Origin of the sequence: Endozoicomonas sp. ALC020 (genome assembly GCF_049275935.1) — a bacterium.
GTDB lineage: Bacteria > Pseudomonadota > Gammaproteobacteria > Pseudomonadales > Endozoicomonadaceae > Endozoicomonas_A.
The window spans coordinates 3,637,547-3,662,407 of record NZ_CP184830.1; the positions used below are offsets into that span (position 1 = coordinate 3,637,547).

Annotated in this window: 14 protein-coding genes and 1 pseudogene; 7 read left to right on the forward strand and 8 right to left on the reverse strand. The window is 46.2% G+C overall.

The window, feature by feature from the left end; genetic code table 11:
• The first annotated feature begins 430 nt into the window (after window positions 1-430).
• A complete protein-coding gene (locus ACOJUO_RS13375) occupies window positions 431-1,948 on the forward strand; it encodes an IS1182 family transposase (protein ID WP_422137199.1) in 1,518 nt (505 codons plus the stop codon).
• Window positions 1,949-2,181: 233 nt separating this feature from the next.
• Here the strand turns inward: ACOJUO_RS13375 and ACOJUO_RS13380 are convergent, their stop codons facing one another.
• Window positions 2,182-3,975: an F-box/WD repeat-containing protein gene (locus tag ACOJUO_RS13380; RefSeq protein ID WP_422137200.1), complete on the reverse strand. Its 1,794-nt coding sequence runs from the start codon at window positions 3,973-3,975 to the stop codon at window positions 2,182-2,184.
• Window positions 3,976-4,136: 161 nt separating this feature from the next.
• On the opposite strand from ACOJUO_RS13380, the pseudogene ACOJUO_RS13385 reads away from it, so the two are divergent.
• Window positions 4,137-4,289: pseudogene (locus ACOJUO_RS13385) on the forward strand (transposase); the annotation flags it as partial.
• A 187-nt stretch (window positions 4,290-4,476) separates the two neighbouring features.
• Here ACOJUO_RS13385 and ACOJUO_RS13390 read toward each other — a convergent pair.
• Window positions 4,477-4,962, reverse strand: coding sequence for a DUF29 domain-containing protein (locus tag ACOJUO_RS13390; RefSeq protein WP_422132512.1), 486 nt, complete (start codon window positions 4,960-4,962; stop codon window positions 4,477-4,479).
• A 677-nt stretch (window positions 4,963-5,639) separates the two neighbouring features.
• Here ACOJUO_RS13390 and ACOJUO_RS13395 point away from each other — a divergent pair.
• Entirely contained in the window at window positions 5,640-7,508 is a 1,869-nt protein-coding gene (locus tag ACOJUO_RS13395) for a WD40 repeat domain-containing protein (protein ID WP_422137201.1), read from the forward strand.
• A gap of 232 nt (window positions 7,509-7,740) precedes the next feature.
• Here ACOJUO_RS13395 and ACOJUO_RS13400 read toward each other — a convergent pair whose 3' ends face one another.
• The 3 genes from ACOJUO_RS13400 to ACOJUO_RS13410 form a co-directional block, all read right to left on the reverse strand.
• A complete protein-coding gene (locus ACOJUO_RS13400) occupies window positions 7,741-9,666 on the reverse strand; it encodes a WD40 repeat domain-containing protein (RefSeq protein WP_422137202.1) in 1,926 nt (641 codons plus the stop codon).
• 353 nt (window positions 9,667-10,019) lie between these two features.
• A complete protein-coding gene (locus ACOJUO_RS13405) occupies window positions 10,020-11,681 on the reverse strand; it encodes a WD40 repeat domain-containing protein (protein ID WP_422137203.1) in 1,662 nt (553 codons plus the stop codon).
• Window positions 11,682-11,832: 151 nt separating this feature from the next.
• Window positions 11,833-13,638, reverse strand: coding sequence for an F-box/WD repeat-containing protein (locus tag ACOJUO_RS13410; protein ID WP_422137204.1), 1,806 nt, complete (start codon window positions 13,636-13,638; stop codon window positions 11,833-11,835).
• Between the two features lie 238 nt (window positions 13,639-13,876).
• Here ACOJUO_RS13410 and ACOJUO_RS13415 point away from each other — a divergent pair, with 238 nt between their 5' ends.
• The gene (locus ACOJUO_RS13415; protein ID WP_422137205.1) at window positions 13,877-14,098 is read left to right on the forward strand and encodes a hypothetical protein; all 222 of its coding nucleotides are present in this window, start codon (window positions 13,877-13,879) and stop codon (window positions 14,096-14,098) included.
• Window positions 14,099-14,197: 99 nt separating this feature from the next.
• On the opposite strand, the gene ACOJUO_RS13420 is transcribed toward ACOJUO_RS13415, so the two are convergent.
• The 3 genes from ACOJUO_RS13420 to ACOJUO_RS13430 all read right to left on the reverse strand — a co-directional run bounded on the left by ACOJUO_RS13420 (window position 14,198) and on the right by ACOJUO_RS13430 (window position 20,385).
• Window positions 14,198-16,135 carry a WD40 repeat domain-containing protein gene (locus ACOJUO_RS13420; RefSeq protein ID WP_422137206.1) on the reverse strand — a complete coding sequence of 646 codons (1,938 nt, stop codon included), beginning with the start codon at window positions 16,133-16,135 and terminating at the stop codon, window positions 14,198-14,200.
• 253 nt (window positions 16,136-16,388) lie between these two features.
• Window positions 16,389-18,275: a WD40 repeat domain-containing protein gene (locus ACOJUO_RS13425; protein ID WP_422137207.1), complete on the reverse strand. Its 1,887-nt coding sequence runs from the start codon at window positions 18,273-18,275 to the stop codon at window positions 16,389-16,391.
• A 151-nt stretch (window positions 18,276-18,426) separates the two neighbouring features.
• The gene (locus tag ACOJUO_RS13430) at window positions 18,427-20,385 is read right to left on the reverse strand and encodes a WD40 repeat domain-containing protein (RefSeq protein ID WP_422137208.1); all 1,959 of its coding nucleotides are present in this window, start codon (window positions 20,383-20,385) and stop codon (window positions 18,427-18,429) included.
• 1,111 nt (window positions 20,386-21,496) lie between these two features.
• Between ACOJUO_RS13430 and ACOJUO_RS13435 the strand changes: the two genes are divergently transcribed.
• The 3 genes from ACOJUO_RS13435 (at window position 21,497) to ACOJUO_RS13445 (ending at window position 24,795) form a co-directional block, all read left to right on the forward strand.
• A complete protein-coding gene (locus tag ACOJUO_RS13435; RefSeq protein ID WP_422137209.1) occupies window positions 21,497-22,663 on the forward strand; it encodes a hypothetical protein in 1,167 nt (388 codons plus the stop codon).
• Between the two features lie 664 nt (window positions 22,664-23,327).
• The gene (locus tag ACOJUO_RS13440) at window positions 23,328-24,482 is read left to right on the forward strand and encodes a hypothetical protein (protein ID WP_422132524.1); all 1,155 of its coding nucleotides are present in this window, start codon (window positions 23,328-23,330) and stop codon (window positions 24,480-24,482) included.
• A gap of 103 nt (window positions 24,483-24,585) precedes the next feature.
• Window positions 24,586-24,795, forward strand: coding sequence for a hypothetical protein (locus ACOJUO_RS13445; protein ID WP_422137210.1), 210 nt, complete (start codon window positions 24,586-24,588; stop codon window positions 24,793-24,795).
• Window positions 24,796-24,861 lie beyond the last annotated feature (66 nt).

Below are 24,861 nucleotides of genomic sequence, written 5' to 3' on the forward strand. Positions count from 1 at the left end.
GACCGAGAATAGACTGCCCTACTGCGGCGGCAGCAAATTGGTCTGAAAATCCGCTTTTGTTCGTCAAATAGCTCGCTATTCTCCTTACAAAACCGAATTTTCATCCTCAATTTTCTGCCGTCCTCGCTACGGGCGCTATTCTCGGTCAGGCTCCTAGCAGCCTGTCGGACTTAAGCGTCCGTAGCGAGGATTGCAAGAAATTGAGGATAAAAATCTCTGTTTCTGAGGAGAATAGCGAGCTATTTGACGAAGAAACAGAGATTTTTAGACCAATTTATTGCAACCGCACGACTGCATGGATGCAGGAGCTAGAGCAACGCAGGAGCAGTTGCCGTGTAGGACAGTCTTAAGTCCGACAGGCTGCTAGGAGCCTGACCGAGAATAGGCTTATCTGTTATGATAAGCCTTAAACCAACTCTGATTATGCCAAATGTCACCACCACCAAAGTTTAAGGACAGTCCTGTTGAGTTTGATCAGCATCTGCTGTTCCCAACCAACGTTTTCGATTTGCTTCCCAAAGATCATGATTGTTTTATTTATGAAAGCATTTTTCAGAACATTAATACGTCTGAAGTCGAAAAAAAATATCACCACCTTGGTCAGCACGCATACCCTCCAAAGCTCATTGTCGCTATTCTGATCTACGCATACAGCCATGGTGTTTTCAGTTCCCGTGAGATTGAGCGACGGTGTCGACAAGACTTGGCGTTCATGTATATCTCACAAATGAACTGCCCGAATTTCAGGGTTCTTGGTGACTTTCGTAAGGATAATCTGTCGTTTTTCCATGACTGCTTCAAACAGTCAGTCAAACTGGCCATTGAACTCAAAATGGCATCACTGGGTCATATCAGCCTGGACGGCTCCAAGTTCAAAGCCAACAGCTCAAAACACAAGGCCATGAGCTACGGGAGGCTCAAAGCGAAAGAGGCAGAACTCAGTACCGAAGTGGATGAGCTGATCAAAAAAGCCAGTCAGTGTGATCAGGAAGAAGATGACGCCTACAAAGCAACCAATGGTTACAGCATTCCTGAAGACCTCCAGTTTAAAGAAGAGCGCCTGAAAAAAATCAAAGAGGCCAAGAAAGCACTTGAAGAACGTGAAAAAGCTTTAAATCCAGACAAACCAATAGACGACAAAAAGCAGATCAGTTTTGCAGATCACGATGCCCGCATGATGAGCAAGAAGGGGTATTGTGAGTACAGCTACAATGCTCAAATTACAGTTGATTCCGATAACCAGATCATTGTTGGCCAGCATGTCAGCCAACACGCCAACGATGTACAGGAAGTGGAGCCGGCGCTGAGGGCATTATCAGGAGCCACTGATGGCGCGGCTGTAGATAAGTGGAGTATGGATAATGGTTACTTTTCAGGGTCAAACTTACATACAGTCGAGCGACATGAGATTGATGCCTATATCGCAACCGACAAGGCGGAGAAGCCTGCCGCTGACGACCTTGAAAGCTCTGACAGGAAGTTTGTCAAAGCGGATTTTGCGTATGATTCCGAAGCTGATGTATTTATCTGTCCGGCAGGGGAAAAGCTGGTAACGAACCCGGCCAGCAAAAGCAAAAGAAAAAGCTACCGGGCAAACAAGACGGTATGCAGGGAATGCCCTTATCGTCGGAATTGCAGTGATTCAAAGAAAGAGGCTGGCAGGGTTATCCGTACCGATAAGTTTGAAAAAGCACGTCAGGCTATGAATAAGAAAATGGAGACAGCCGGTGCGAAAGCCATATATGAGCGTCGTAAAGTTATTGCGGAGCCACCATTTGGACAGATAAAAGAATCTGGTTTCCGAGGGTTCAGTCTCCGCGGCAAAGAAAAAGTTTCAGCGGAATTTTCACTGGTATGCACTGCGCATAATATCAAAAAATTTGTAAAAGCGGCTTCCACGAGGTCAATCCGTCTTGAAGATTTGAAAGAGGCTAAAAAGGCAGCATAGAGGCTGTGAGAAGGCATAAATATGCAAAAATGAGCAAAATCCCACTAATAATTGGATATTTTTTGCTCATTTTAAGATTTGGGAAAACTTCTGTTGGTCTGGTTGCGCTATTCTCGGTCAGGCTCCTAGAGTCGGTTTTAGTATGAAAGTTCACAATAACAACTCGCTTCGTGTAGGAACGAGTTGTAATTATGTGACAACTTCTAACCACAAGATTGACAGCAAATAATCAGTCATACATCCATCCGTAGTTCAGTGATTTTTGCTGTGTTAATGCCATGGATGGTCAACACAAGGCCATCGGCGCTGAAGATAGCTGATCTGATACTACTAGGATGGGAAATGGTGGCTTTTTCTTGCCAGGATCCATCGCTTACCTGGCCATAAATTTTCGCCGTTTTATCAATACTGGCGGTGACCACATGGTGGCTATCGACGCTAAAGGTTGCTGATCTTATATCCTTGTCATGAGAGATGATGGCTTTTTCTTGCCATGATCCATCGCCCTTCCGGCCATAGATTTTCGCCTTGTTATCTTCACCGCAGGTGATTAGATAGCAACTATCGGCGCTGAATGTGGCTAACCAGACTCTGTCATCATGGGAAATGATGGCTTTTACTTCCCATGATCCATTGTCTTTCTGGCCATAGATTTTCGCCTTGCCATCGTAACTGTGGCTCACCACATGGCGGCTATCGGGGCTGAAGCAGGCTGAATTGACACGATTCTCATGGGAAAAGATGGCTTTTTCTTCCGATGATCCATCGTCCTCCAGGCTATGGATTTTCACAGAGTGATCGCGACGGGTGGTCACCACATAGCGGCCATTGGCGCTGATAGCGGCTGAGAGGACCCAGCAATCATGGGAAATAGTGGCTTTTTCTTGCCATGACCCGTCGGCCTCGATGCTAAAGATTTTTACCTTGTTATTTTCGCCGCGGGTGATCACATGGCGACTATCAGCGCAGAAGCCAGCTGAGAAGGCCCAGTCGTCGTGGGAAATAATGGCTTTTTCTTCCCATGATCCATCGACCCTCTGGCTATAGATTTTCGCTTCGCCATCACTGCTGCGGGTCAACACATGGCGGCTATCGGGGCTGAAGGTGGCTGATTTGACATCTTGATCATGGAAAATAATGGCTTTTTCTACCCATGACCCATCGTCCCTCTGGCCGTAAATTTTCGCCTTGCCATCGCCACTGGCGGTTACTACATAGCGACTATCGTTGCTGAAGGTTGCTGAGTTGACCCAGTTATTATGGGAAATAGTGGCTTTTTCTTCCCATGATCCATCGTCCTTCTTGCCATAGATTTTCGCCTCGCCATCCTTACTGGCGGTCACTACATAGCGGCCATTGGCGCTGAAGGTGGACGAAATGATACTGCCATAATGGAGGACAGTGCCTTTTTCTGTCCAGGATCCATCGCTCTCCCGGCCATAGATTTCCAGCGTATCATTATCACTGGCGATCGCCATACAGCGGCCATCGGCGCTGAAGCTGGCTGAGTTCAGCTTACCATTACCTGGGAGGTTGGCTTTTGTCTCTAATTCGAATGTTTTACATTGAGACATCAGTTTAGTGAGAGTGGAATAGAACAGAGCAGGAAAATAAATACTCGTTTGGCGATCCATGATCGACTTGACTAATGCCTTATCCTCTGTGAAACGGCTTAACCAACCTTCGAGTTGATTTTTATCTTTTGCCATAACGATTGTCTTTATCAGAGCCTGGTGTGATGGAGCAATCTGGCGATACCACGCCTTTATCATTGATGCATCTTTTTTGAGCGTGTTGTAAATGCATGAATTCACCTGTGTTAAACGGGCAATATCACGAGTCTGCAAATAAGTATAAATTTTGGATTGTATTTCAAAGGGTAAATCGAGCAATAAAGAAAGCTCATTCTTGTCACGAACAAATACGTCCCTGCGCGTGCTGATTCCACTTGGTGTCCCTGATTGAGATTGAACGGGTGTTGATGAAAGTGCGTCACCAATACTGGAATGACTCTTTAGGCAATCCATAACTCGTTTTCCATAGTTATTATTTATCCCTCACTGGCAGGGATATTCAAAATTGATTCTGTAGCTTTGAGTCGGATTTCTTGAGAAAGTTCACAATAACAACTCGCTTCGAGGGTGTCGCAAAACTCTAACAACTCGTTCCTACGCTTTGAGGGTGTTGCAAAACCATTATGGGCGGCGAATTTTGGACTGATGGGTACTTTGCAAGCACTGTCGGAAAGCATGGTGATGAGCAGATGATAGCGAATTATGTGAAGAATCAGGGAAATGAGTACGACAAACTTCACTCAGATCATCAGCTTGCAATGTTTTGAGTTTGCACCAAGAATACCCCGCCCCCTGGCGGGGTTGTTCATTGCCCAGCTCTAGCTCCCCCAACAATTTCTCTGTGTCAAGCCCGTCAAAATGTCATTTGGCAAGCAGATCCTGCTGTTGGCTCAGCCATTGGTGGTAATCAGTGTCGTACAAGTTTTCCATAAATCACCTCCATTGCCCTACCACTCAGACACCGTTGAGTGGATACCAGTCTTCAGTCATTATTTGCTCATAGCTCCAGGGGCATTCGTCAGGAAAGCTATTGTTGTCGAGTTTTTTATGGACATAAATATTCATTTCTTTGATGGCTCCTTTTTTACCATCAACATACGCTTGTTTAAGGGAGTCTTTGATCCTTGACGTTAAACTAGGATTCTCTTTCACCAGTTTATTAATCTTAATTCTTGATCTAACTATGGTTTCCATCCAACCTTTAAGGACTCTATCTGTCGCTGTAGACTCCCTTAGTGCACTGGTCTGGTAATTACATTTAAGAAGATGAGTTATCAAAGTTGACAGGCGGTTCTCCAACTCGCGAAGGTCTTGCTTAAGGCTCAACTCTAAATCCTCAATCAGGTTTTCTAAATCCAACTGATTAAAGTTTTGAGTTTTCAACAGGGTTACTTGCTGACTCAGCCATTGATGATAATCAGTGTTATATAAGCTATTCATAAAAATACCTCCATTGACCTACCACTGTAGGCAAATAACAGAAGGGAAGCAAAATGAATTACCAGAGCACAGATGCCTTTGCCGGGGGGGCCGTGGTTTTGGGCTGGTTAATTCGGCCATTGATGCCAACAGCACTTTTGCGACAGCCTCGCTCTGCGTGGGAATGCATACCTCCTCTGAAAAGCAGACTCTGCAGCGCGAGATGGGTATGGGTTCCTACGTTGTGACCCAGAGGGGCTAAAAGTATGGGAACCAGAGTTTTGCGACACCCACGCTTTGCGTAGGATGAGATTCGTACCAATGATGCAGTGCTTCTTGCAAACAAGGTTGACAGCCTTGTAACTGCAATGGCTGGTTTCAGTGCCCCACCTGCGGGTAACGCTCAGCTGTCACAGGATACTCGAAATCAAATCGATCCTGTAATCACGGCCAGTTGGCAAGGCGCATAACTTAAGTTGAGTTAAGCAATCTGCAATGATGGTAAGTTCTCTGAGCGGTACTTATCAGAAAACTGACTTCTACTTATTGATCATTTTCCCGAATCAAAGTCCTGTTTTCCTGTTAGTTTCACTGACATCAATGTTATGAACTTTCATGTTACAAACGACTCTAATCTGCAGAATCAATTTTGGATATCACTGCAACCAGCGGAAATAACAACTTTTAAGAAACGAACTATGGACCGCATAAGTAACCATTCTTGCCTTGGTGGGCCACTCTCACCAACCCCCGATCACTCTCAATCAGAGATTCAATCAGAGACACCCATTGCTACCACTATGGGTAGGGACGTCATTGTACGTGACAAGAATAAGCTTTCATTATTGCTCAATTTGCCCTTTGAAATACAATCCAAAATTTATAGTCATTTGCAGACCCGTGATATTGCCAATTTAATACGGGCAAATTCATACATGAACAAGACGCTCAAAAATGATAATTCAATGGCAAGGGCATGGTATCGCCGGTTTGCTTCATCACGCCAGGCTCTGATAAAAACAATCGTCACTGAAAAAGATAAGGATCAATTCGGGAATTGGTTGAGCCGGTTTACAATGGATAAGGCATTAGTCAAGTCAGTCATGGATCGTCACGGGAGTATTGACTTTCCTGCTCTGTTCTCTTTCACTCTCACTAAACTGATGATTGAATGCAAAACATTTATATTTGAGACAAAAGCCTCCCTCCTCAATAACGGCAGGATGAACTCTGCTACATTAAGTGCCGATGGCCACTATCTGGTGAGCGTCAGTGATAGTAAAACGGTGATAATCTTTGGTCGGGAGACCGATGGTTCATGGCAAGCGAAAGGTACTATCACCCATGATGGTCGTGTCACATCATTCATGCTCAGTAACGATGGCCACTATGTAGTGACCACCAGTGAAGATTGCAAGGCGAGAATCTATGGCAAGAAGGACGAACGATCATGGGAAGAAAAAGCCATCATTTCTCATGATAAACCTGTCATGTCAGCCACCTTCAGCGCCAACGATCGCTATTTAGTGACCGCCAGTCACGATGGCAAGGCGAAAGTCTATGGCCTGGAAGACGATGAGTCATGGGCAGAAAAAGCCATCATTAGCCACGATTTTTTAACATCAGCCACCTTCAGCGACGATAGTCGCTATGTGGTGACCACCAGTCTGGATCACACAGCGAAAATCTATGGCAAAATGAACGATGGGTCATGGATAGTAAAAGCCATCATTTCCCATGACAATTCAGTCTGGTCAGCCAAATTCAGCGCCGATAGCCGACATATAATCACCTGCTGTGAAGGTAACAGGATGAAAATCTGTGGCCTGGAGGACGATGGGACATGGGAAGAAAAAACCATCTTTTCCAATGAGGATCGTTTCTACTCTGCCACATTCAGCGCCGATAGCCGTCATATGGTAACCTCCGGTCAAGATGGCAGGGCGATAATCTATGGTCAGGAAGACGGATCATGGAACGAAAAAGCCACCATTTCTCATGATGATCGGATCTACTCAACCACCTTCAGCCCCGATAACCGCTGTGTGATCACCCGCAGTGCAGATAATAAGGCGAAAATCTACGGCCTGAACGATAATGGATCATGGGAAGAGAGAGCTACCATTTCCCATCGTATGCCAATCATATCAGCAACCTTTAGCGCCGACAGCCGTCATGTGATGACCCACGGTGAAGACAGGAAGGTAAAAATCTATGGCCGCAAGGGTAATGGATCCTGGGAAGAAAAAACCACCATTTCCAGTGGTTATTATATTAGATCAGCATCCTTCAGCGTCGATGGCAGCCATTTGGTCACTGCCAATAACGATAATGCGTCGGAATCTATTTATCACCAGTTTAGAAATACATTTTTTAGTTTATTGGCGCCGTTAGATTTTCATCTTGCTATTGTTTACGGTCAGGTAAGCGATGGGTCATGGAAAAAAAAAGCCACCATTTCCTATCCTAGAGGGATCGTGTCAGCCACCTTCAGCGTCGATGGCTATGTGTTAACCATCCATGAAGATCAGTCGGCGAAAATCACTGAACTAAGGATGGATGAATGACTGATACTTCTCAAACTCTTCCGGCTTCAATTAACGCTTAATCGGCAAATGGTTTTGGTGGAAGCAAGGGGACGAAACATTGTCCCGAATCAAAGTCCTGTTGAACTGTTAGTTTCACTGACATCAATGTTATGAACTTTCATGCCAGAGTTTTGCGACACCCACGCTTCGCGTAGGAACGAGTTGTTGGCATTATGCGACAACTTCTCACCACAGGGTTGACAGCAAACAATCAGTCATTCATCTGCAGTTCAGTGATTTTCACTGTTTTATCGCCATGAGTGGTCAATAGGTAGCCATCAGTGCTAAATCTGGCTGACACGATCGCACTATGATGGGAAATGATGGCTTTTTCTTCCCAGGATCCATCACTCTGCCGACCATAAATTTTCGCCGTTCCATCGGTACTGGCGGTGATCACATGGTGGCCATCGATGCTAAAGGTTGCTGATTTAATTTTCATAAGGTGGGATATGATAGCTTTTTCTCCCCAGCACCCATCGATCTTCCTGCCATAGATTTTCACGGTGTTATCATTACTGAGGGTGATCACATGGCGGCTATCGGGGCTGAATGTGGCTGAGTCGACACTTTCGTTATGGGAAATGATGGCTTTTTCTTCCCATGATCCATCGTCTTTCTTGCCATAGATTTTCGCTTTGCCATCTAAACTGGCGGTCACCACATAGCGGTTATCGGCGCTGAATGTGGCTGAGCATACACCCAGGTGATGGAAAATGGTGACTTTTTCTTCCCATGATCTTTCTTCGTTCTGGCCATAGATTATCGCTCTGCCATCATCACTGGCGGTCACCAAATTGCGGCTATCGGAGCTGAAGGTAACTGATTTGACCTCTTTATCATGGGAAATGATGGCTTTTTCTTCCCATGATCCATCGTCCTCCAGACCATGGATTTTCACCTTGCTATCGTAACCGGTCGTCACCAGACAGCGGCTATCGATGCTGAAGGTGACTGAGTGCACAAACTTGTCGTGGGAAATAATGGCTTTTTCTACCCACGATCCATCGTTATTCTTGCCGCAAATTATCGCTTTGCCTTTCAGGGTGGTGGTCACCAGAGAGTAACCATCGGCGCTGAAGGTGGCCGAATGGACTATAAAATCGTGGGGAATGATGGCTTTTTCTGCCCATGACCCATCGTCCCTCTGGCCATAGATTTTCGCCCTGTAATCTCCACTGGTGGTCGCCAGATAGCGACCATCGACGCTGAAGGTGACTGAGCTGACCCATTTATCATGGGAAATAATGGCTTTTTCTTCCCATGATCCATCGTCTTTCTTGCCATAGATTTTCGCCTTGCCGTCTTTACTACAGGTCGCCACATGGAGGCTATCGGTGCTGAAGGTAGCTGATATGACCCACTGATCATGGGAAACAGTGGCTTTTTCTTCCCATGATTGTTCGTCCTTAATGCCATAAATTTTCGCCTTGCCATCCACTCCAGCGGTAACTACATAGCAGCTATCGTCACTGAAGGTGACCAATCTGATACGGTCATAATGGGAGATAGAGCCTTTTGCTTCCCATGATCCATCGCTGTTGTGGCCATATATATCCATCGTTTTATCATTCCTGAAGCTCAGCAGGTGGCGGCCATCGGCACTGAAGGCAGCGGAGTTGGACCTACCATCACAGGGGAGGCTGGCTTTTGTCTCTAATTTAAATGTTTTACATTGAGACATCAGTTTGTTGAGAGTGAAAAAGAACAGAGCAGGAAAATAAACACTTGGTTGGCGATCCGTGATTGACTTGACTAATGCCTCATCCTTTGTAAAACGCAGCAACCATTTCTGGAGTTCCTCTTTATCTTTTGTTGCGACAATTGTCTCCAGCAGAGTTTGGTGTGATGAAGCAAACTGGCGATACCATGCCCTTGCCATGGCATCATCATTTTTGAGCCTGTTGTTAATGTTTGAATTTGCCCGTGTTAACAGGGCAATATCACGAACCTGCAAATAAGTGAAAATTTTGGATTGTAGATTCTCGGGTAAATCGAGCAATAATGAAAACTCATTCTTGTGACGTACAATGACGTTCTTGCCCATAGTGGTACCACTTGGTGTATCAGATGGTGACTGACGTGGTGTTGTTGAGCGTGGGGTAATATTGCAGGAGCTGCTATTTGAGCAATCCATAGTTCGTTTTCCATGGTTGTTATTTATCCCTGGTTGGCAAGGATATTTAAAATTGATTCTGCAGCTTAGAGTGGGTTTCAGTGTGAAAGTTCACGATATTTGTTCAATTTCGGTTAGTTGGCTGGCAGGCATTGTCCGGTCTGCCTATTGACGCTGATCTTCCCGTTTCTGGATAACGGGCTCTTTCATTTCTTTGGAATAGTGAGCCATAACAGCCTCTTGCTAAATGCTCTCAGTTATTGAGAGTCATGAATCAAAGGAGGCAACATCTATCTTGAAGCAGGGGGCTATCCTGTCGGGCAGGTGTTGCAGAAGAATAATGCAGATCTCGGTTAATGAGTGACAGCAAAGACTCATTCATTCATCTTTAGTTCAGTGATTTTCATCATTCCATCGGGATGGATGGTCAACACCAGATTATCGGCGCTGAAGGCGGCTGACAGGATCCCGGCATTATGGGAAATGATGGCTTTTTCTTGCCATGACCCATCGCTTGTCTGGCCATAAATCTTCGCCGTGCCATCTGCACTGGCGGTGATCAAGTGGCGGCCATCGACGCTAAAAGTTGTTGACATAATATTCCCATCATGGGAAATGGTGGTTTTTTCTTCCCAGGATCCATTGAGCTTCTGGCCATAGATTTTCACCGTGTAATCTTCATCGTGGGCGACCACATAGCGGCTATCGGGGCTGAATGTGGCTGAGTAGACTGTATTCTCATGGGGAAGGATGGCTTTTTCTTCCCATGATCCATCGTCCTTCAAGTCATAGATTTTCGCCGTGAAATCTTCACTGCAGGTCACCACCTGGCGGTTATCGGGGCTGAACAGGGCTGAGTAGACCCAACCATCATGAGAAATGGTGGTTTTTTCTGTCCATGATCCGTCTTTATTCAGGCCATAGATTACTGCCCTGCCATCATCACCAGCGGTCACCAAATAGCGGCTATCGGAGCTGAATGTGGCTGAGTTGACTTCTTTGTTGTGGGTAATGACAGCTTTTTCTTCCCACGATCCATCGGCCTCCAGGCCGTAGATTTTTACCTTGCGATCGTCACTGGTCGTCACCACATAGAGACCATCGGCACTGAAGCTGGCTGATTCAACAGAGTCTTCGTGGGTAATAATGGCCTTTTCTTCCCACGAACCATCATTCTTGATGCCATAGATTTTCACTTTGTTGTCCACGCCGGCGGTCACTACATTGCGACTATCAGCGCTGAAGGTGGCTGATGTGACGCACTCATCATGGGAAATAGTGGCTTTTTCTTCCCATGATTGTTCATCCTTCCTGCCGTAGATTTTCGCCTTGCCATCGAAGCTGGCGGTCACCACAAAGCGGTCGTCAACACTGAAGGTGACCGATGTGACACGATCATAGTGGCAGATGGTGCCTTTTGCCTCCCAGGATCCATTGCTCTCCCGGCCATAGATTTCCACCGTTTTATAATTCCTGTTGTTCGCCAGGTAGCAGCCATCGGCACTGAAGGTAGAGGAATCGATCCCACCATTACAGGGGAGGCTGGCTTTTGTCTCTAATTTAAATGTTTTACATTCAGACATCAGTTTGGTGAGCGTGGAAAAGAACAAAGCAGGAAAGTGAATACTTGCCTGGCGATCCATGATTGACTTGATTAATGCCTCATCTTCTGTGAAACGCTTTAACCATTTCTGGAGTTCATCTTTATCTTTTGTAGTAACGATTGTCTTTAGCAGAGCCTGGTGCGATGAAGCAAACTGGCGATACCACGCCCTTGCCATTGCAGCATCATTTTTGAGCCTGTTGTTAATGTGTAAATTTACCCGTGTTAACTGGGTAATATCATGAGCCCGCAAATAGGTAAAAATTCTGGATTCTATTCCCGGGGGCAAATGGAGCAATAATGAAAACTCATTCTTGTCACATTCAATGACGTCTCTGCCCGCAGAGATACCACTTGGCGTTCCTGGTCGAGATTCATCTGTTGTTGATGAAAGTGGACCACCAGTAAGGGCATCGCTATTTATGCAATCCATAGTTTGTTTTTCCGCTGCTATTATTTATCCCCGGCAGGCAAGGATATTCAAAATTGATTGTGCAGCTTAGAGTCGGTTTTAGTGTGAAAGTTCAAAAGATTGATCTAATCGTAACCAACCAGGAAAACGGGGCTTTGATCCGGGGAAATGATCAATCAGTAGAAAATGGGTTTTTGTCTTTCATCTTTAGTTGAGTGATTTGCACAGTATTGTTGCCATGGATGGTCAGCACATGGCCATCGGCGTTGATGGTGGCTGATACGATCCCACTTTGATCAGAAATGGTGGCTTTTTCTTTCCATGATCCGTCGCTTAACTGGCCATAAATTTTCGCCTTGCCATAAGAACCGGAGGTAAGCACATGGCGGCCATCGTCACTAAAGCCGAATGAATTAACATACTGATTATGGGAAATGATGGCTTTTTCTTCCCAGGATCCATTGACCTTCTGGCCATAGATTCTCATCCTGTCATTATTTCTACTGCAGATGATTAGATGGCGGCTATCGGGGCTGAATATAACTGGGAAGGCCTTATCGATATTGGCAATGATGGCTTCTCTTTTCCATGATCCATTGATGGCCTTCTGGCTATAGATTTTCGCTTCGCCATCGCGACTGCAGGTTACAAGATGGCGGCTATCGGGGCTGAAAGTGGCTGAGCTGACACTATCACCATGGGAAATGATGGTTCTTACTCTCCATGATCCATTGTCCTTCTTGCCGTAGATTGTCGCCGTACCATCGTCACTGGAGATCACCAAGTGGCGGTTATCGTCGCTGAATAGGGCTGAATTGACATTATTCATATGAATAATCGTTATTTGTTCCCATGATCCATCGGCCTTCAGGCGATGGATTTTCAGCTCCTGATCAGTGCTGACTGTCAGCACATAGTGGCCATCGGTGCTGAAGTCGGCTGACTTGACACGATTATCATGGGAAATGATGGCTTTTTCTACCCATGACCCATCGTCCTGCTTGCCATAGATTTTTGCCTTGCCATCTACGCTGGCGGTCACCACATGGCGGTTATCGGCGCTGAAGGTGGCTGAGTCGACACAGCCGTCATGGGAAATAGTGGCTTTTTCTACCCATGAACCATCGTCCTGTTTGCTGTAAATTTTCGCCTTGCCATCTTTACTGGCAGTCACGACACAGCGGCCATCGGCGCTGAAGGTGGCTGAGTTGACACAGTCGTCATGGGAAATAGTGGCTTTTTCTACCCATGATCCATCGGCCTGCTGGCCATAAATTTTCGCCGCGCCATCTTTACTGGCGGTTATTGCATAGCGACCATCGGGGCTGAAGGTGGCGGATTTGACCCCGTCATCATGGGAAACAGTGGCTTTTTCTGTCCATGATCCATTGTCCTCCTGGCGATAGATTTTCAACGTTTCATTGTCAATGGCGATCATCATATGGTGGTCATCGGGGCTGAAGGCGGCATCGCTACCAGAGAAGGTGGCTTTGGTTTCCAGGTTAAATTTTTTACATTGAGACATCAGTTTAGTGAGAGTGCACAAGAACAGAGCAGGAAAATAAATACTCGGTTGGCGATCCATGACTGACTTGATTAATGCCTTATCCTTGGTAAAGCACGTCAACCAACCCTCGAGTTGATTTTTATTTTTTTCAGTGACGATTGTCTTTAATAGCGTCTGGTGTGATGAAGGAAACCGGCGAAACCACGCCCTTGCTATTGCAGTATCATTTTTGAGAGTGTCGTTAATGTATGAATTTACCTGTGCCAATTTGGCAATATCGTGGGCCTTCAAATAAGTAAAAATTTCGGATTGCATTTCCTCGGGCAAACTGAGCAATGGTGAAGGCTTTTTCTTGTTACGTACGATGATCTTCCTACCCTTAGCGGTACCACTTGCTCTTTCTGATCGGGATGGGTTCGCTGTTGATGAAAGTGAACCACAAAAACAGGAAAGGCTTTTTATGAAATTCATGGCTCGTTTCTCCATGGTTATTATTTAAATTTGGTTTGTGGGGGTATTTAAAATCGATTGTGCTACTTAGAGTCGGATTTAGTATGAAAGTTCAAGGCATTGATGTAAGCCTGACTAACAAGAAAACAAGACTTCGATTCGGGAAAATGATCAACAATTAGAAAGGGGGGGTCTGCCTTTAACAACTCGTTCCCACGCTCTGAGGGTGTCGCAAAACTCTCTCCGGCGTGGGAACGCGTTGACTCCCGTCATTGCCGGCTTCATTCTCGCCATTCCCGGCTTCATTCTCGTCATTCCCGCGAAGGCGGGAATCCACACTGACTCTCCACCAGAACCATACTGCCCGGTGTCCCCCTGGCCTTGTCATCCCCGAGAAGGCAGAGATCCACCGTTGGCGCTGGATTCCCGCCTTCGCGGGAATGACGACTTCAGTTCCCACGCAGGGACCCACAGGGCCTGAAAGCATAGGAACCAGAGTTTTGCGGCAGCCTCGCTTCGCGTGGGAACGAGTTGTTGGCATTATACGACAACTTCTCACCACAGGGTTGACAGCAATCAGTCATTTATTCATCTGCAGTTCAGTGATTTTCAGCGTGTTATCGCCATGAATGGTCAACACATGGCCACCGGTGCTGAAGCTGGCTGACACGATCGCACTATGATGGGAAATGATGGCTTTTTGTTCCCAGGAACCATCACTCTGCCGACCATAAATTCTCGCGGTTCCATCGGCACTGGCGGTGATCACATGGTGGCCATCGATGCTAAAGGTTGCTGAATTAACTTTCCTAAGGTGGGATATGGTCGCTTTTTCTCCCCAGCATCCATCGATCTTCCGACCATAGATTTTCACCGTGTTATCCTGACCGAGGGTGATCACATGGCGGCTATCGGGGCTGAATATGGCTGAGTCGACAAAACCGTCATGGGAAATGATGGCTTTTTCTTCCCATGATCCATCGTCCTTCTGGCCATAGATTTTCGCTTTGCGATCTAAACTGGCGGTCACCACATGGCGGCCATCGGCGCTGAATGTCGCTGAGCAGACACTCAGGTTATGGGAAATGGTGACTTTTTCTTCCCATGATCCTTCTTGGTTCTGGCCATAGATTATCGCTCTGCCATCATCACTGGCGATTACCATATGGCGGCTATCGGAGCTGAAGGTGGCTGAGTTGATCCACTTATCATGGGAAATAGTGACTTTTTCTTCCCATGATCCATCGGCCTCCAGGCTATAAATACTTGCCTTGCTACCTGCGATGGTCACCAGATGGCGACTATCGGAGCTGAAGGTGGAGCTGAAGGGGGCTGAGTCAACAAAGTCGTCATAGGAAATAATGGTTTTTTCCAGCCATGACCCATCGTCCTCCTGATCGCAAATTTTCACTTTGCCATCAAAACTGGTGGTCACCAGATAACGACCATCGGGGCTGAAGGTGGCTGAGCAGACTCGGTTGTCATGGAAAATAGTGGCTTTTTCTACCCATGACCCATCGTCCCTCTGGCCATAGATTTTCGCCCTGTGATCTCCACTGGTGGTCACTACATAGCGACCATCGACGCTGAAGGTGGCTGAGTTGACGAATTTATCATGGCAAATAGTGGCCTTCTCTTCCCAAGATCGTTCGTCCTTTCTGCCGTAGATTTTCGCCCTGCCGTCATTACTACAGGTCGCCACATGGCGGCTATCGGTGCTGAAGGTGGCTGATATGACCCACTGATCATGGGAAACAGTGGCTTTTTCTTCCCATGATCGTTCGTCCTTCTTGCCATAAATTTTCGCCTTGCCATCCATTCCAGTGGTGACTGCATAGTGGCTATTGGCACTGAAGGTGATCGATACGACACTCATATAATGGGAGATAGTGCCTTTTGTTTCCCATGATCCATCGTTCTTGTGGCCATAAATATCCACCGTTTTTTTATCATTCCTGACGCTCAGCAGATGACGGCCATCGGCACTGAAGGTAGCGGAGTTTGTCCTGCCATGACAGGGAAGGCTGGCTTTTGTCTCTAATTTAAATGTTTTACATTCAGACATCAGTTTGTTGAGAGTGAAAAAGAACAGAGCAGGAAAATAAACACTCGTTTGGCGATCCATGATTGACTTGACTAAAGCCCCATCCTTTGTAAAACGCAGCAACCATTTCTGGAGTTCCTGTTTATCTTTTGTCGCGACAATTGTCTCCAGCAGAGCCTGGTGTGATGAAGCAAACTGGCGATACCATGCCCTTGCCATGGCATCATCATTTTTGAGCCTGTTGTTAATGTTTGAATTTGCCCGTGTTAACAGGGCAATATCACGAACCTGCAAATAAGTGAAAATTTTGGATTGTATATTCTCTGGCAAATCGAGCAATAATGAAAACTCATTCTTGTGACGTACAATGACGTTCTTGCCCATAGTGGTACCACTTGGTGTATCAGATGGTGACTGACGTGGTGGTGTTGAGCGTGGGGTAATATTGCAGGAGCTGCTATTTGAGCAATCCATAGTTCGTTTTCCATGGTTGTTATTTATCCCTGGTTGGCAAGGATATTTAAAATTGATTCTGCAGCTTAGAGTGGGTTTCAGTGTGAAAGTTCACGATATTTGTTCAATTTCGGTTAGTTGGCTGGCAGGCATTGTCCGGTCTGCCTATTGACGCTGATCTTCCCGTTTCTGGATAACGGGCTCTTTCATTTCTTTGGAATAGTGAGCCATAACAGCCTCTTGCTAAATGCTCTCAGTTATTGAGCGTCATGAATCAAAAGAGGCAACATCCAACTTGAAGCAGGGGTCTATCCTGCTGGGCAGGAGTTGCAGAAGAATAATGTGGATCTGGGATAATGAGTGACAGCTGTTGATTATTCATCTGCAGTTCAGTGATTTTCATCATTCCATCGGGATGGATGGTCAACACCAGATTATCGGCGCTGAAGGTGGCTGACAGGATCCCGGCATTATGGGAAATGATGGCTTTTTCTTGCCATGCCCCATCGCTTGTCTGGCCATAAATTCTCGCCGTGCCATCTCCACTGGCGGTGATCACGTGGCGGCCATCGACGCTAAAAGTTGTTAACATAATACTCCCATCATGGGAAATGGTGGTTTTTTCTTCCCAGGATCCATTGAGCTTCTGGCCATAGATTTTCGCCGTGTAATCTTCATCGTGGGTGACCACATAGCGGCTATCGGGGCTGAATGTGGCTGAGTAGACCTTATCCTCATGGGGAAGGATGGCTTTTTCTTCCCATGATCCATCGTCCTTCAAGTCATAGATTTTCGCCGTGGAATCTTCACTGCAGGTCACCACCTGGCGGCTATCGGGGCTGAAGAGGGCTGAGTAGACCCAACCATCATGAGAAATGGTGGTTTTTTCTGTCCATGATCCGTCTTTATTCAGGCCATAGATTACTGCCCTGCCATCATCTCCGGCGGTCACCAAATAGCGGCTATCGGAGCTGAATGTGGCTGAGTTGACCTCTCCATTGTGGGTAATGATAGCTTTTTCTTCCCATGATCCATCGGCCTCCAGACCATAGATTTTTACCTTGTGATCTTCACTGGTCGTCACCACATAGCGACCATCGGCACTGAAGATGGCTGATTCAACAGAGTCTTCGTGGGTAATAATGGCCTTTTCTTCCCACGAACCATCATTCTTGATGCCATAGATTTTCGCTTTGTTGTCCATGCTGGCGGTCACCACATAGCGACCATCAGCGCTGAAGGTGGCCGTAGTGACTAAATAATCGTGGCGAATGATGGCTTTTTCTGCCCATGTCTCATCATCCCTCTGACCATAAATTTTCGCCCTGCCATCTGCGCTGGCGGTCACCACACAGCGGCCATCGGTACTGAAGGTAGCTGATGTGACCCAATCATCATGGGAAATAGTGGCTTTTTCTTCCCATGATCGTTCGTCCTTCCTGCCATAGATTTTCGCCTCGCCCTCATCGGTGGCAGTCAGCACATAACGACTATCGGTACTGAAGGTGACTGACATGACTTGGCCACAGTGGCTAATAGTACCTTTTGCTTCCCAGGATCCATCGCTCTCCCGGCCATAGATTTCCACCGTTTTATACATGGTGTTCACCAGGTAGCAGCCATCGGCACTGAGGGTAGAGGAATCGGTCCCACCATTACAGGGGAGGCTGGCTTTTGTCTCTAATTTAAATGTTTTACATTCAGACATCAGTTTGGTGAGAGTGGAAAAGAACAAAGCAGGAAAGTGAATACTTGCCTGGCGATCCATGATTGACTTGATTAATGCCTCATCCTCTGTGAAACGCTTTAACCATTTCTGGAGTTCATCTTTATCTTTTGTAGTAACGATTGTCTTTAGCAGAGCCTGGTGCGATGAGGCAAACTGGCGATACCATGCCCTTGCTATTGCAGCATCATTTTTGAGCCCGTTGTTAATGTGTAAATTTACCCGTGTTAACTGGGTAATATCATGAGCCCGCAAATAGGTAAAAATTCTGGATTCTATTCCCGGGGGCAAATGGAGCAATAATGAAAACTCATTCTTGTCACATTCAATGACGTCTCTGCTTGCAGAGTTACCACTTGGCGTTCCTGGTCGAGATTCATCTGTTGTTGATAAAGATGAACCACCCATACAGGCATTGCTATTTATGCGATACATAGTTTGTTTTTCCGCTGCAATTATTTATCCTCGGCAGGCAAGGATATTCAAAATTGATTGTGCAGCTTAGAGTCGGTTTTAGTGTGAAAGTTCAAAAGATTGATCTAATCGTAACCAACCAGGAAAACGGGGCTTTGATCCGGGGAAATGATCAATCAGTAGAAAATGGGTTTGTGTCTTTCATCTTTAGTTGAGTGATTTGCACAGTATTGTTGCCATGAATGGTCAACACATGGCCACCGGTGCTGAAGCTGGCTGACACGATCGCACTATGATGGGAAATGATGGCTTTTTGTTCCCAGGAACCATCACTCTGCCGACCATAAATTCTCGCGGTTCCATCGGCACTGGCGGTGATCACATGGTGGCCATCGATGCTAAAGGTTGCTGAATTAACTTTCCTAAGGTGGGATATGGTCGCTTTTTCTCCCCAGTATCCATCGATCTTCCGACCATAGATTTTCACCGTGTTATCCTGACCGAGGGTGATCACATGGCGGCTATCGGGGCTGAATATGGCTGAGTCGACAAAACCGTCATGGGAAATGATGGCTTTTTCTTCCCATGATCCATCGTCCTTCTGGCCATAGATTTTCGCTTTGCGATCTAAACTGGCGGTCACCACATGGCGGCCATTGGCGCTGAATGTCGCTGAGCAGACACTCAGGTTATGGGAAATGGTGACTTTTTCTTCCCATGATCCTTCTTGGTTCTGGCCATAGATTATCGCTCTGCCATCATCACTGGCGATCACCATATGGCGGCTATCGGAGCTGAAGGTGGCTGAGTTGATCCACTTATCATGGGAAATAGTGACTTTTTCTTCCCATGATCCATCGGCCTCCAGGCTATAAATACTTGCCTTGCTACCTGCGATGGTCACCAGATGGCGACTATCGGAGCTGAAGGTGGAGCTGAAGGGGGCTGAGTCAACAAAGTCGTCATAGGAAATAATGGTTTTTTCCAGCCATGACCCATCGTCCTCCTGACCGCAAATTTTCACTTTGCCATCAAAACTGGTGGTCACCAGATAACGACCATCGGGGCTGAAGGTGGCTGAGCAGACTCGGTTGTCATGGAAAATAGTGGCTTTTTCTACCCATGACCCATCGTCCCTCTGGCCATAGATTTTCGCCCTGTGATCTCCACTGGTGGTCACTACATAGCGACCATCGACGCTGAAGGTGGCTGAGTTGACGAATTTATCATGGCAAATAGTGACCTTCTCTTCCCAAGATCGTTCGTCCTTTCTGCCGTAGATTTTCGCCCTGCCGTCATTACTACAGGTCGCCACATGGCGGCTATCGGTGCTGAAGGTGGCTGATATGACCCACTGATCATGGGAAACAGTGGCTTTTTCTTCCCATGATCGTTCGTCCTTCTTGCCATAAATTTTCGCCTTGCCATCCATTCCAGTGGTGACTGCATAGTGGCTATTGGCACTGAAGGTGATCGATACGACACTCATATAATGGGAGATAGTGCCTTTTGTTTCCCATGATCCATCGTTCTTGTGGCCATAAATATCCACCGTTTTTTTATCATTCCTGACGCTCAGCAGATGACGGCCATCGGCACTGAAGGTAGCGGAGTTTGTCCTGCCATGACAGGGAAGGCTGGCTTTTGTCTCTAATTTAAATGTTTTACATTCAGACATCAGTTTGTTGAGAGTGAAAAAGAACAGAGCAGGAAAATAAACACTCGTTTGGCGATCCATGATTGACTTGACTAAAGCCCCATCCTTTGTAAAACGCAGCAACCATTTCTGGAGTTCCTGTTTATCTTTTGTCGCGACAATTGTCTCCAGCAGAGCCTGGTGTGATGAAGCAAACTGGCGATACCATGCCCTTGCCATGGCATCATCATTTTTGAGCCTGTTGTTAATGTTTGAATTAGCCCGTGTTAACTGGGTAATATCACGAACCTGCAAATAAGTGAAAATTTTGGATTGTATATTCTCGGGCAAATCGAGCAATAATGAAAACTCATTCTTGTCACATTCAATGAGGTCTCTGCCCGCAGAGATACCACTTGGCGTTCCTGGTCGAGATTCATCTGTTGTTGATGAAAGTGGACCACCAGTGCGAGCATTGCTATTTATGCAATCCATAGTTTGTTTTTCCGCTGCTATTATTTATCCCCGGCAGGCAAGGATATTCAAAATTGATTCTGCAGCTTGGACTCGGTTTTAGTGTGAAAGTTCAAAAGATTGATCTAATCGTAACCAACAAGAAAACGGGGCTTTGATCCGGGAAAGTGATCAATCAGTAGCAAGCGGGTTTTTGTCTTTCATCTTTAGTTGAGTGATTTGCACAGTATCAACTCGTTCCCACGCTGGGACCCACAGGGCCTGAAAGCATGGGAACCAGGGTGTATTTATCATGGCAAATAGTGGCTTTTTCTTACCATAATCCACCGTCCTTCTTGCCATAGAATTTCACGGCCCAGACCCCCCGACTACATTACCCATACGCCAGTTATACCACGCGTCAGCCCCCAAGGCTGAATATACCAATGCTGCGAGGGCTCCCGGTATTGCAGCGCCTTTCAACGCTCTGACATGAAGTGAACCAGAGCAAAAACAACATCCCGCAAGAGCACTTACGCATATGACTGGGGTTATCGCAATAACTACAAGTCCAGTTCCGTACAATGCAATTATATTTGCCACAAAACCATCAGCGTTATATGAACCCCAAATATAGCTATAGTACTCCTGATCGGAGTGGTCATTGGAATGAACAATGTCCGAGAAAACACATGCATATCCGAGCATTATTACAAAGAGATAATTCTTCATTAGACGACCTCAGAGTTCATTGATTCATGTTTCGAAAAAAATAGCGTTTAACTGGAAACTCGTAAATCTGGCTTGTACGAACCAGATATTGTCATCAGGGATCATCACATGGTGGTCATCGGGGCTGAATTTACAGAAGTCTAACCCAGCATCAAGCGGGAGGGTGACTTTTGCCTCTAATTCAAACGTTTTACATTCAAACATCAGTTTGGTGATGGCGGAAAGGAACAAAATTCCCTTATGAGGGAGGACGCTGGAATGCGACCAACAAAGATGTTGCAGAGCGTGATTCAGAGGGAATCGGGTCGGGGTTCTTTATTGAACAGTTCCGGCTACAGAAAGGCTAAAAGCAATGGAATTCACCATGACGAATCTCAGTTAATTAACTAGTCTGCCTGAACGGTCTGGTTCAGGAGGGTTTATGCTCAGAGCGGGTTTGAGTGTGCTGTTGTTTGTATTTTTGTTGTCTGGAGTCTTCTATAGTCATGGATGTAACGGCCACGGGAAAGATAAAATAGTAACGGATGAATCGGGTCGTCAAAGGTGTAAGCAGTGTGACCGTAATCTTGATGACTGCGATTGTCGATGTTATCGATGTCACAGGCAGTTCAGGGAAAAAAGGGAAATCGCCCAGGCAAGAATAAGAAAAAGAGGGCAGACGGCTAATACCCCAAGTTCCAGAGGTAAGGACCCCAAGCCCAAAGTGGTGTATTTATCCACTGAGAATACTTGCCAGTGTGAAGAGCTACCACCCGCTTCCAGTCTGAAGCTGGGTCCCAGGATAAAGTCTGTTGCTTTTGATGGACCTTCAACAAGCAAAATGGCTTTGTTAGAGTCGTCCGCGAGTGGCTTTTTCAATGAAGTGCTTATTGCGCCTGCTCCAGATGGGAGAAATCAGTTTGATTATGAATGGGTTAATCAGCAGTATGATTTTAGCCTTGTCCAGCAGCAGACTTCATTGGTTGATGAACCTGCCAACGAGCAACCAGACACAACAACTTCATCCTTCAATGACTGTTATTTGGAAAGCAGCATGGAAGCGTTCGTCTTCGACGATCCAGATAGCAAGGTACATCAATTTCGGCAGCTATTAACTCAGGTACAGTCTGCCATTCGACAGAATGTCGTGTTAGGGTTGATCCTTTTTGGCTGGATGAGAGAGTACACTTGGCCCCGGCGCAATATCCGGACTTTGGAAGAGAATGAATACGTTCTGACGCTTCCTAATCCTCAGGGAGGCTTTTTCCTTGCTGTTCTTATCAAAGAAGACAATATGATCTTTGTTTTTCTTCTGAATCAAGATGACGAAGTGATGGGCTATGCCAGTAATGAAGAAAGTCACGTTATTTTTGCGATCAACTGCTATCTGAATAAGGAGAGAGGTAAGCTTTATCCAGTTGATTTGCCTGACAATGATTTGTTCAAACATATGGTGAGGGCCACCTTTAAAGCTTTTCGTTACATTGATGAAAAAGCAGGAGAAGTCTCAGAGGGAGTCAAAGGCGACTCAGAGCCTGGAGTTGTTTTGGCTTCTGATAACTCAACGGGGCTAATACCCATCGAACTTTCTAACTCCCTGGTGCGCTGAAAATTTGAGCCTTAAGTACCTGGCCAGTTGGTTTCGCATATTCTGGTGAGTGGATTTTTTCATCCTTCAAGGCGCAACGACGGGCGCGTAGCCATAGCTACGCAAGCAGAGTTGGAACGCAGAAGGATGGAAAAAGCCGCCGTCCAGAATATGCGAAACCAACTGGTTAGGTACTTAATCCTGCGTTGGCGATTGTCGCCCTGTCTTAAGGCTCAGAAGTCTAACCCAGCATTAAGGAGGCTGTCGCAAAACTCTGGTTCCCATGCTTTTAGGCCCTGTGGGTCCCAGCGTGGGAATCCATACTTATCTCGAGCTGCAGAGTCCGCTTTTCAGGAGAGGTATGCATTCCCACGCAGAGCGTGGGAACGAGTTGTTGGGCTTTTGCGACAGCCTCTAAGGGGGAGGGTGACTTTTGCCTCTGATTCAAACGTTTTACATTCAGACATCAGTTTGGTGATGGTGGAAAGGAACAAAATTCCCTTATGAGGGAGGACGCTGGAAAGCGACCAACAGAGATATTACAGAGCGTGATTCAGAGGGGAATCGGGTCAGGGTTCTTTATTGAACAGTTCCGGCTACAGAAAGGCTAAAAGCAATGGCATTCAAGATGACGAATCTGAATTAATTAACTAGTCTGCCTGAACGGTTTGGTTCAGGAGGGTTTATGCTTAGATCGGGTTTGAGTGTGCTGTTGTTTGTATTTTTGTTGCCTGGAGTCTTCTACAGTCACGGATGTAACGGCGACGGGAAAGATAAAATAGTAACGGATGAATCGGGTCGTCAAAGGTGTAAGCAGTGTAACCGTCATCTCGATGACTGTGATTGTCGATGTTATCGATGTCACAGGCAGTTCAGGGAAAAAAGGGAGATCGCCCAGGCAAGAATAAGAAAAAGAGGGCTGGCGGCTAATACCCCAAGTTCCAGAGGTAAGGACCCCAAGCCCAAAATGGTGTATTTATCCACTGAGAATACTTGCCAGTGTGAAGAGCTACCACCGGCTTCCAGTCTGAAGCTGGGTCCCAGAATAAAGGCTGTTGCTTTTGATGGACCTTCAACAAGCAAAATGGCTTTGTTAGAGTCTTCCACGAGTGGCTTTTTTAATGAAGTGGTTATTGCACCTGCTCCAGATGGGGGAAATCAGTCTGATTGTGAACGGGTTAATCAGCAGGACGATTCTAGCCTTGTCCAGCAGCAGACTTCAGTGGTTGACGAACCTGCCGGCGAGCAACCAGTCACAACAACTACATCCTTCAATGACTGTTATTTTGAAAGCAACATGGACACGTTCGTCCCCGACGATCCAGATGATAGCAGGATAGATAAATTTCGGCAGCTATTAACTCAGGCACAGTCTGCCATTCGACAGGATGTCGTGTTAGGGTTGATCTTTTTTGGCTGGATGAGAGCGTACACTTGGCCACGGTACAGTATCCGGACTTTGGAAAAGAATGAATACGTTCTGACGCTTCCTAATCCTAAGGGAGGCTGTTTCCTTGCTGTTCTTATCAAAGAAGACAATATGATCTTTGTTTTTCTTCTGAATCAAGATGGCGAAGTGATGGCTTATGCCAGTGATCAGGAAAGTCACGTTATTTCTGTGATCAACTGCTACCTGAATAATGAGGGAGGTAGGCTTTATCCAGTTAATTTGCCTGACAATGATTTGTTCAAACATATGGTGAGGGCCACCTATAAAGCTTTTCTTTGCCCGGTTGAAGAAGCAGGAGAAGTCTCAGAGGGAGTCAAAGGCGACTCAGAGCCCGGAGCTGTCTCGGCTTCTGATAACTCAAAGGGGCTTAATACTAATCGAACTTTCTAACTCCCTGGTGCGCTGAAGATCTGAGCCTTAATCCTGTGTTAGGTGTCTTTGTGCCAGTCTCTGCTATGCTGATCTTCTTCGACATTTTATCAAGGAGTAACCGATGAGTGTGAAACCCAAACCCAAACCCAAACCTCAGACGACAGAGATTAATAATATCCGTAACACCCTGGCTGACGTAATTGACGGCCTTGGTCAAATCCGTGGTGAGATGCACCAGAGATTTGACCAGCAAGATAAGCGTTTTGACCAGCAAGGTTCTGATATTGCCGCTATCAAAGAAATGCTCCAAGTCTTACTCTCGCGCCAATAGCCACGCCACCTAACAACACGCTCAACAGGGACGCACATACTGTGCGCCCGTCAGCTTTGGGTTGGC

What these genes read in the sequence shown, in the direction of transcription:
- ACOJUO_RS13375 (WP_422137199.1), top strand. Translation starts at nt 431, where the DNA reads ATGTCACCACCACCAAAGTTTAAGGACAGTCCTGTTGAGTTTGATCAG.
- ACOJUO_RS13380 (WP_422137200.1), bottom strand. Translation starts at nt 3,975, where the DNA reads ATGGATTGCCTAAAGAGTCATTCCAGTATTGGTGACGCACTTTCATCA.
- ACOJUO_RS13390 (WP_422132512.1), bottom strand. Translation starts at nt 4,962, where the DNA reads ATGAATAGCTTATATAACACTGATTATCATCAATGGCTGAGTCAGCAA.
- ACOJUO_RS13395 (WP_422137201.1), top strand. Translation starts at nt 5,640, where the DNA reads ATGGACCGCATAAGTAACCATTCTTGCCTTGGTGGGCCACTCTCACCA.
- ACOJUO_RS13400 (WP_422137202.1), bottom strand. Translation starts at nt 9,666, where the DNA reads ATGGATTGCTCAAATAGCAGCTCCTGCAATATTACCCCACGCTCAACA.
- ACOJUO_RS13405 (WP_422137203.1), bottom strand. Translation starts at nt 11,681, where the DNA reads ATGGATTGCATAAATAGCGATGCCCTTACTGGTGGTCCACTTTCATCA.
- ACOJUO_RS13410 (WP_422137204.1), bottom strand. Translation starts at nt 13,638, where the DNA reads ATGAATTTCATAAAAAGCCTTTCCTGTTTTTGTGGTTCACTTTCATCA.
- ACOJUO_RS13420 (WP_422137206.1), bottom strand. Translation starts at nt 16,135, where the DNA reads ATGGATTGCTCAAATAGCAGCTCCTGCAATATTACCCCACGCTCAACA.
- ACOJUO_RS13425 (WP_422137207.1), bottom strand. Translation starts at nt 18,275, where the DNA reads ATGTATCGCATAAATAGCAATGCCTGTATGGGTGGTTCATCTTTATCA.
- ACOJUO_RS13430 (WP_422137208.1), bottom strand. Translation starts at nt 20,385, where the DNA reads ATGGATTGCATAAATAGCAATGCTCGCACTGGTGGTCCACTTTCATCA.
- ACOJUO_RS13435 (WP_422137209.1), top strand. Translation starts at nt 21,497, where the DNA reads ATGCTCAGAGCGGGTTTGAGTGTGCTGTTGTTTGTATTTTTGTTGTCT.
- ACOJUO_RS13440 (WP_422132524.1), top strand. Translation starts at nt 23,328, where the DNA reads ATGCTTAGATCGGGTTTGAGTGTGCTGTTGTTTGTATTTTTGTTGCCT.
- ACOJUO_RS13445 (WP_422137210.1), top strand. Translation starts at nt 24,586, where the DNA reads ATGAGTGTGAAACCCAAACCCAAACCCAAACCTCAGACGACAGAGATT.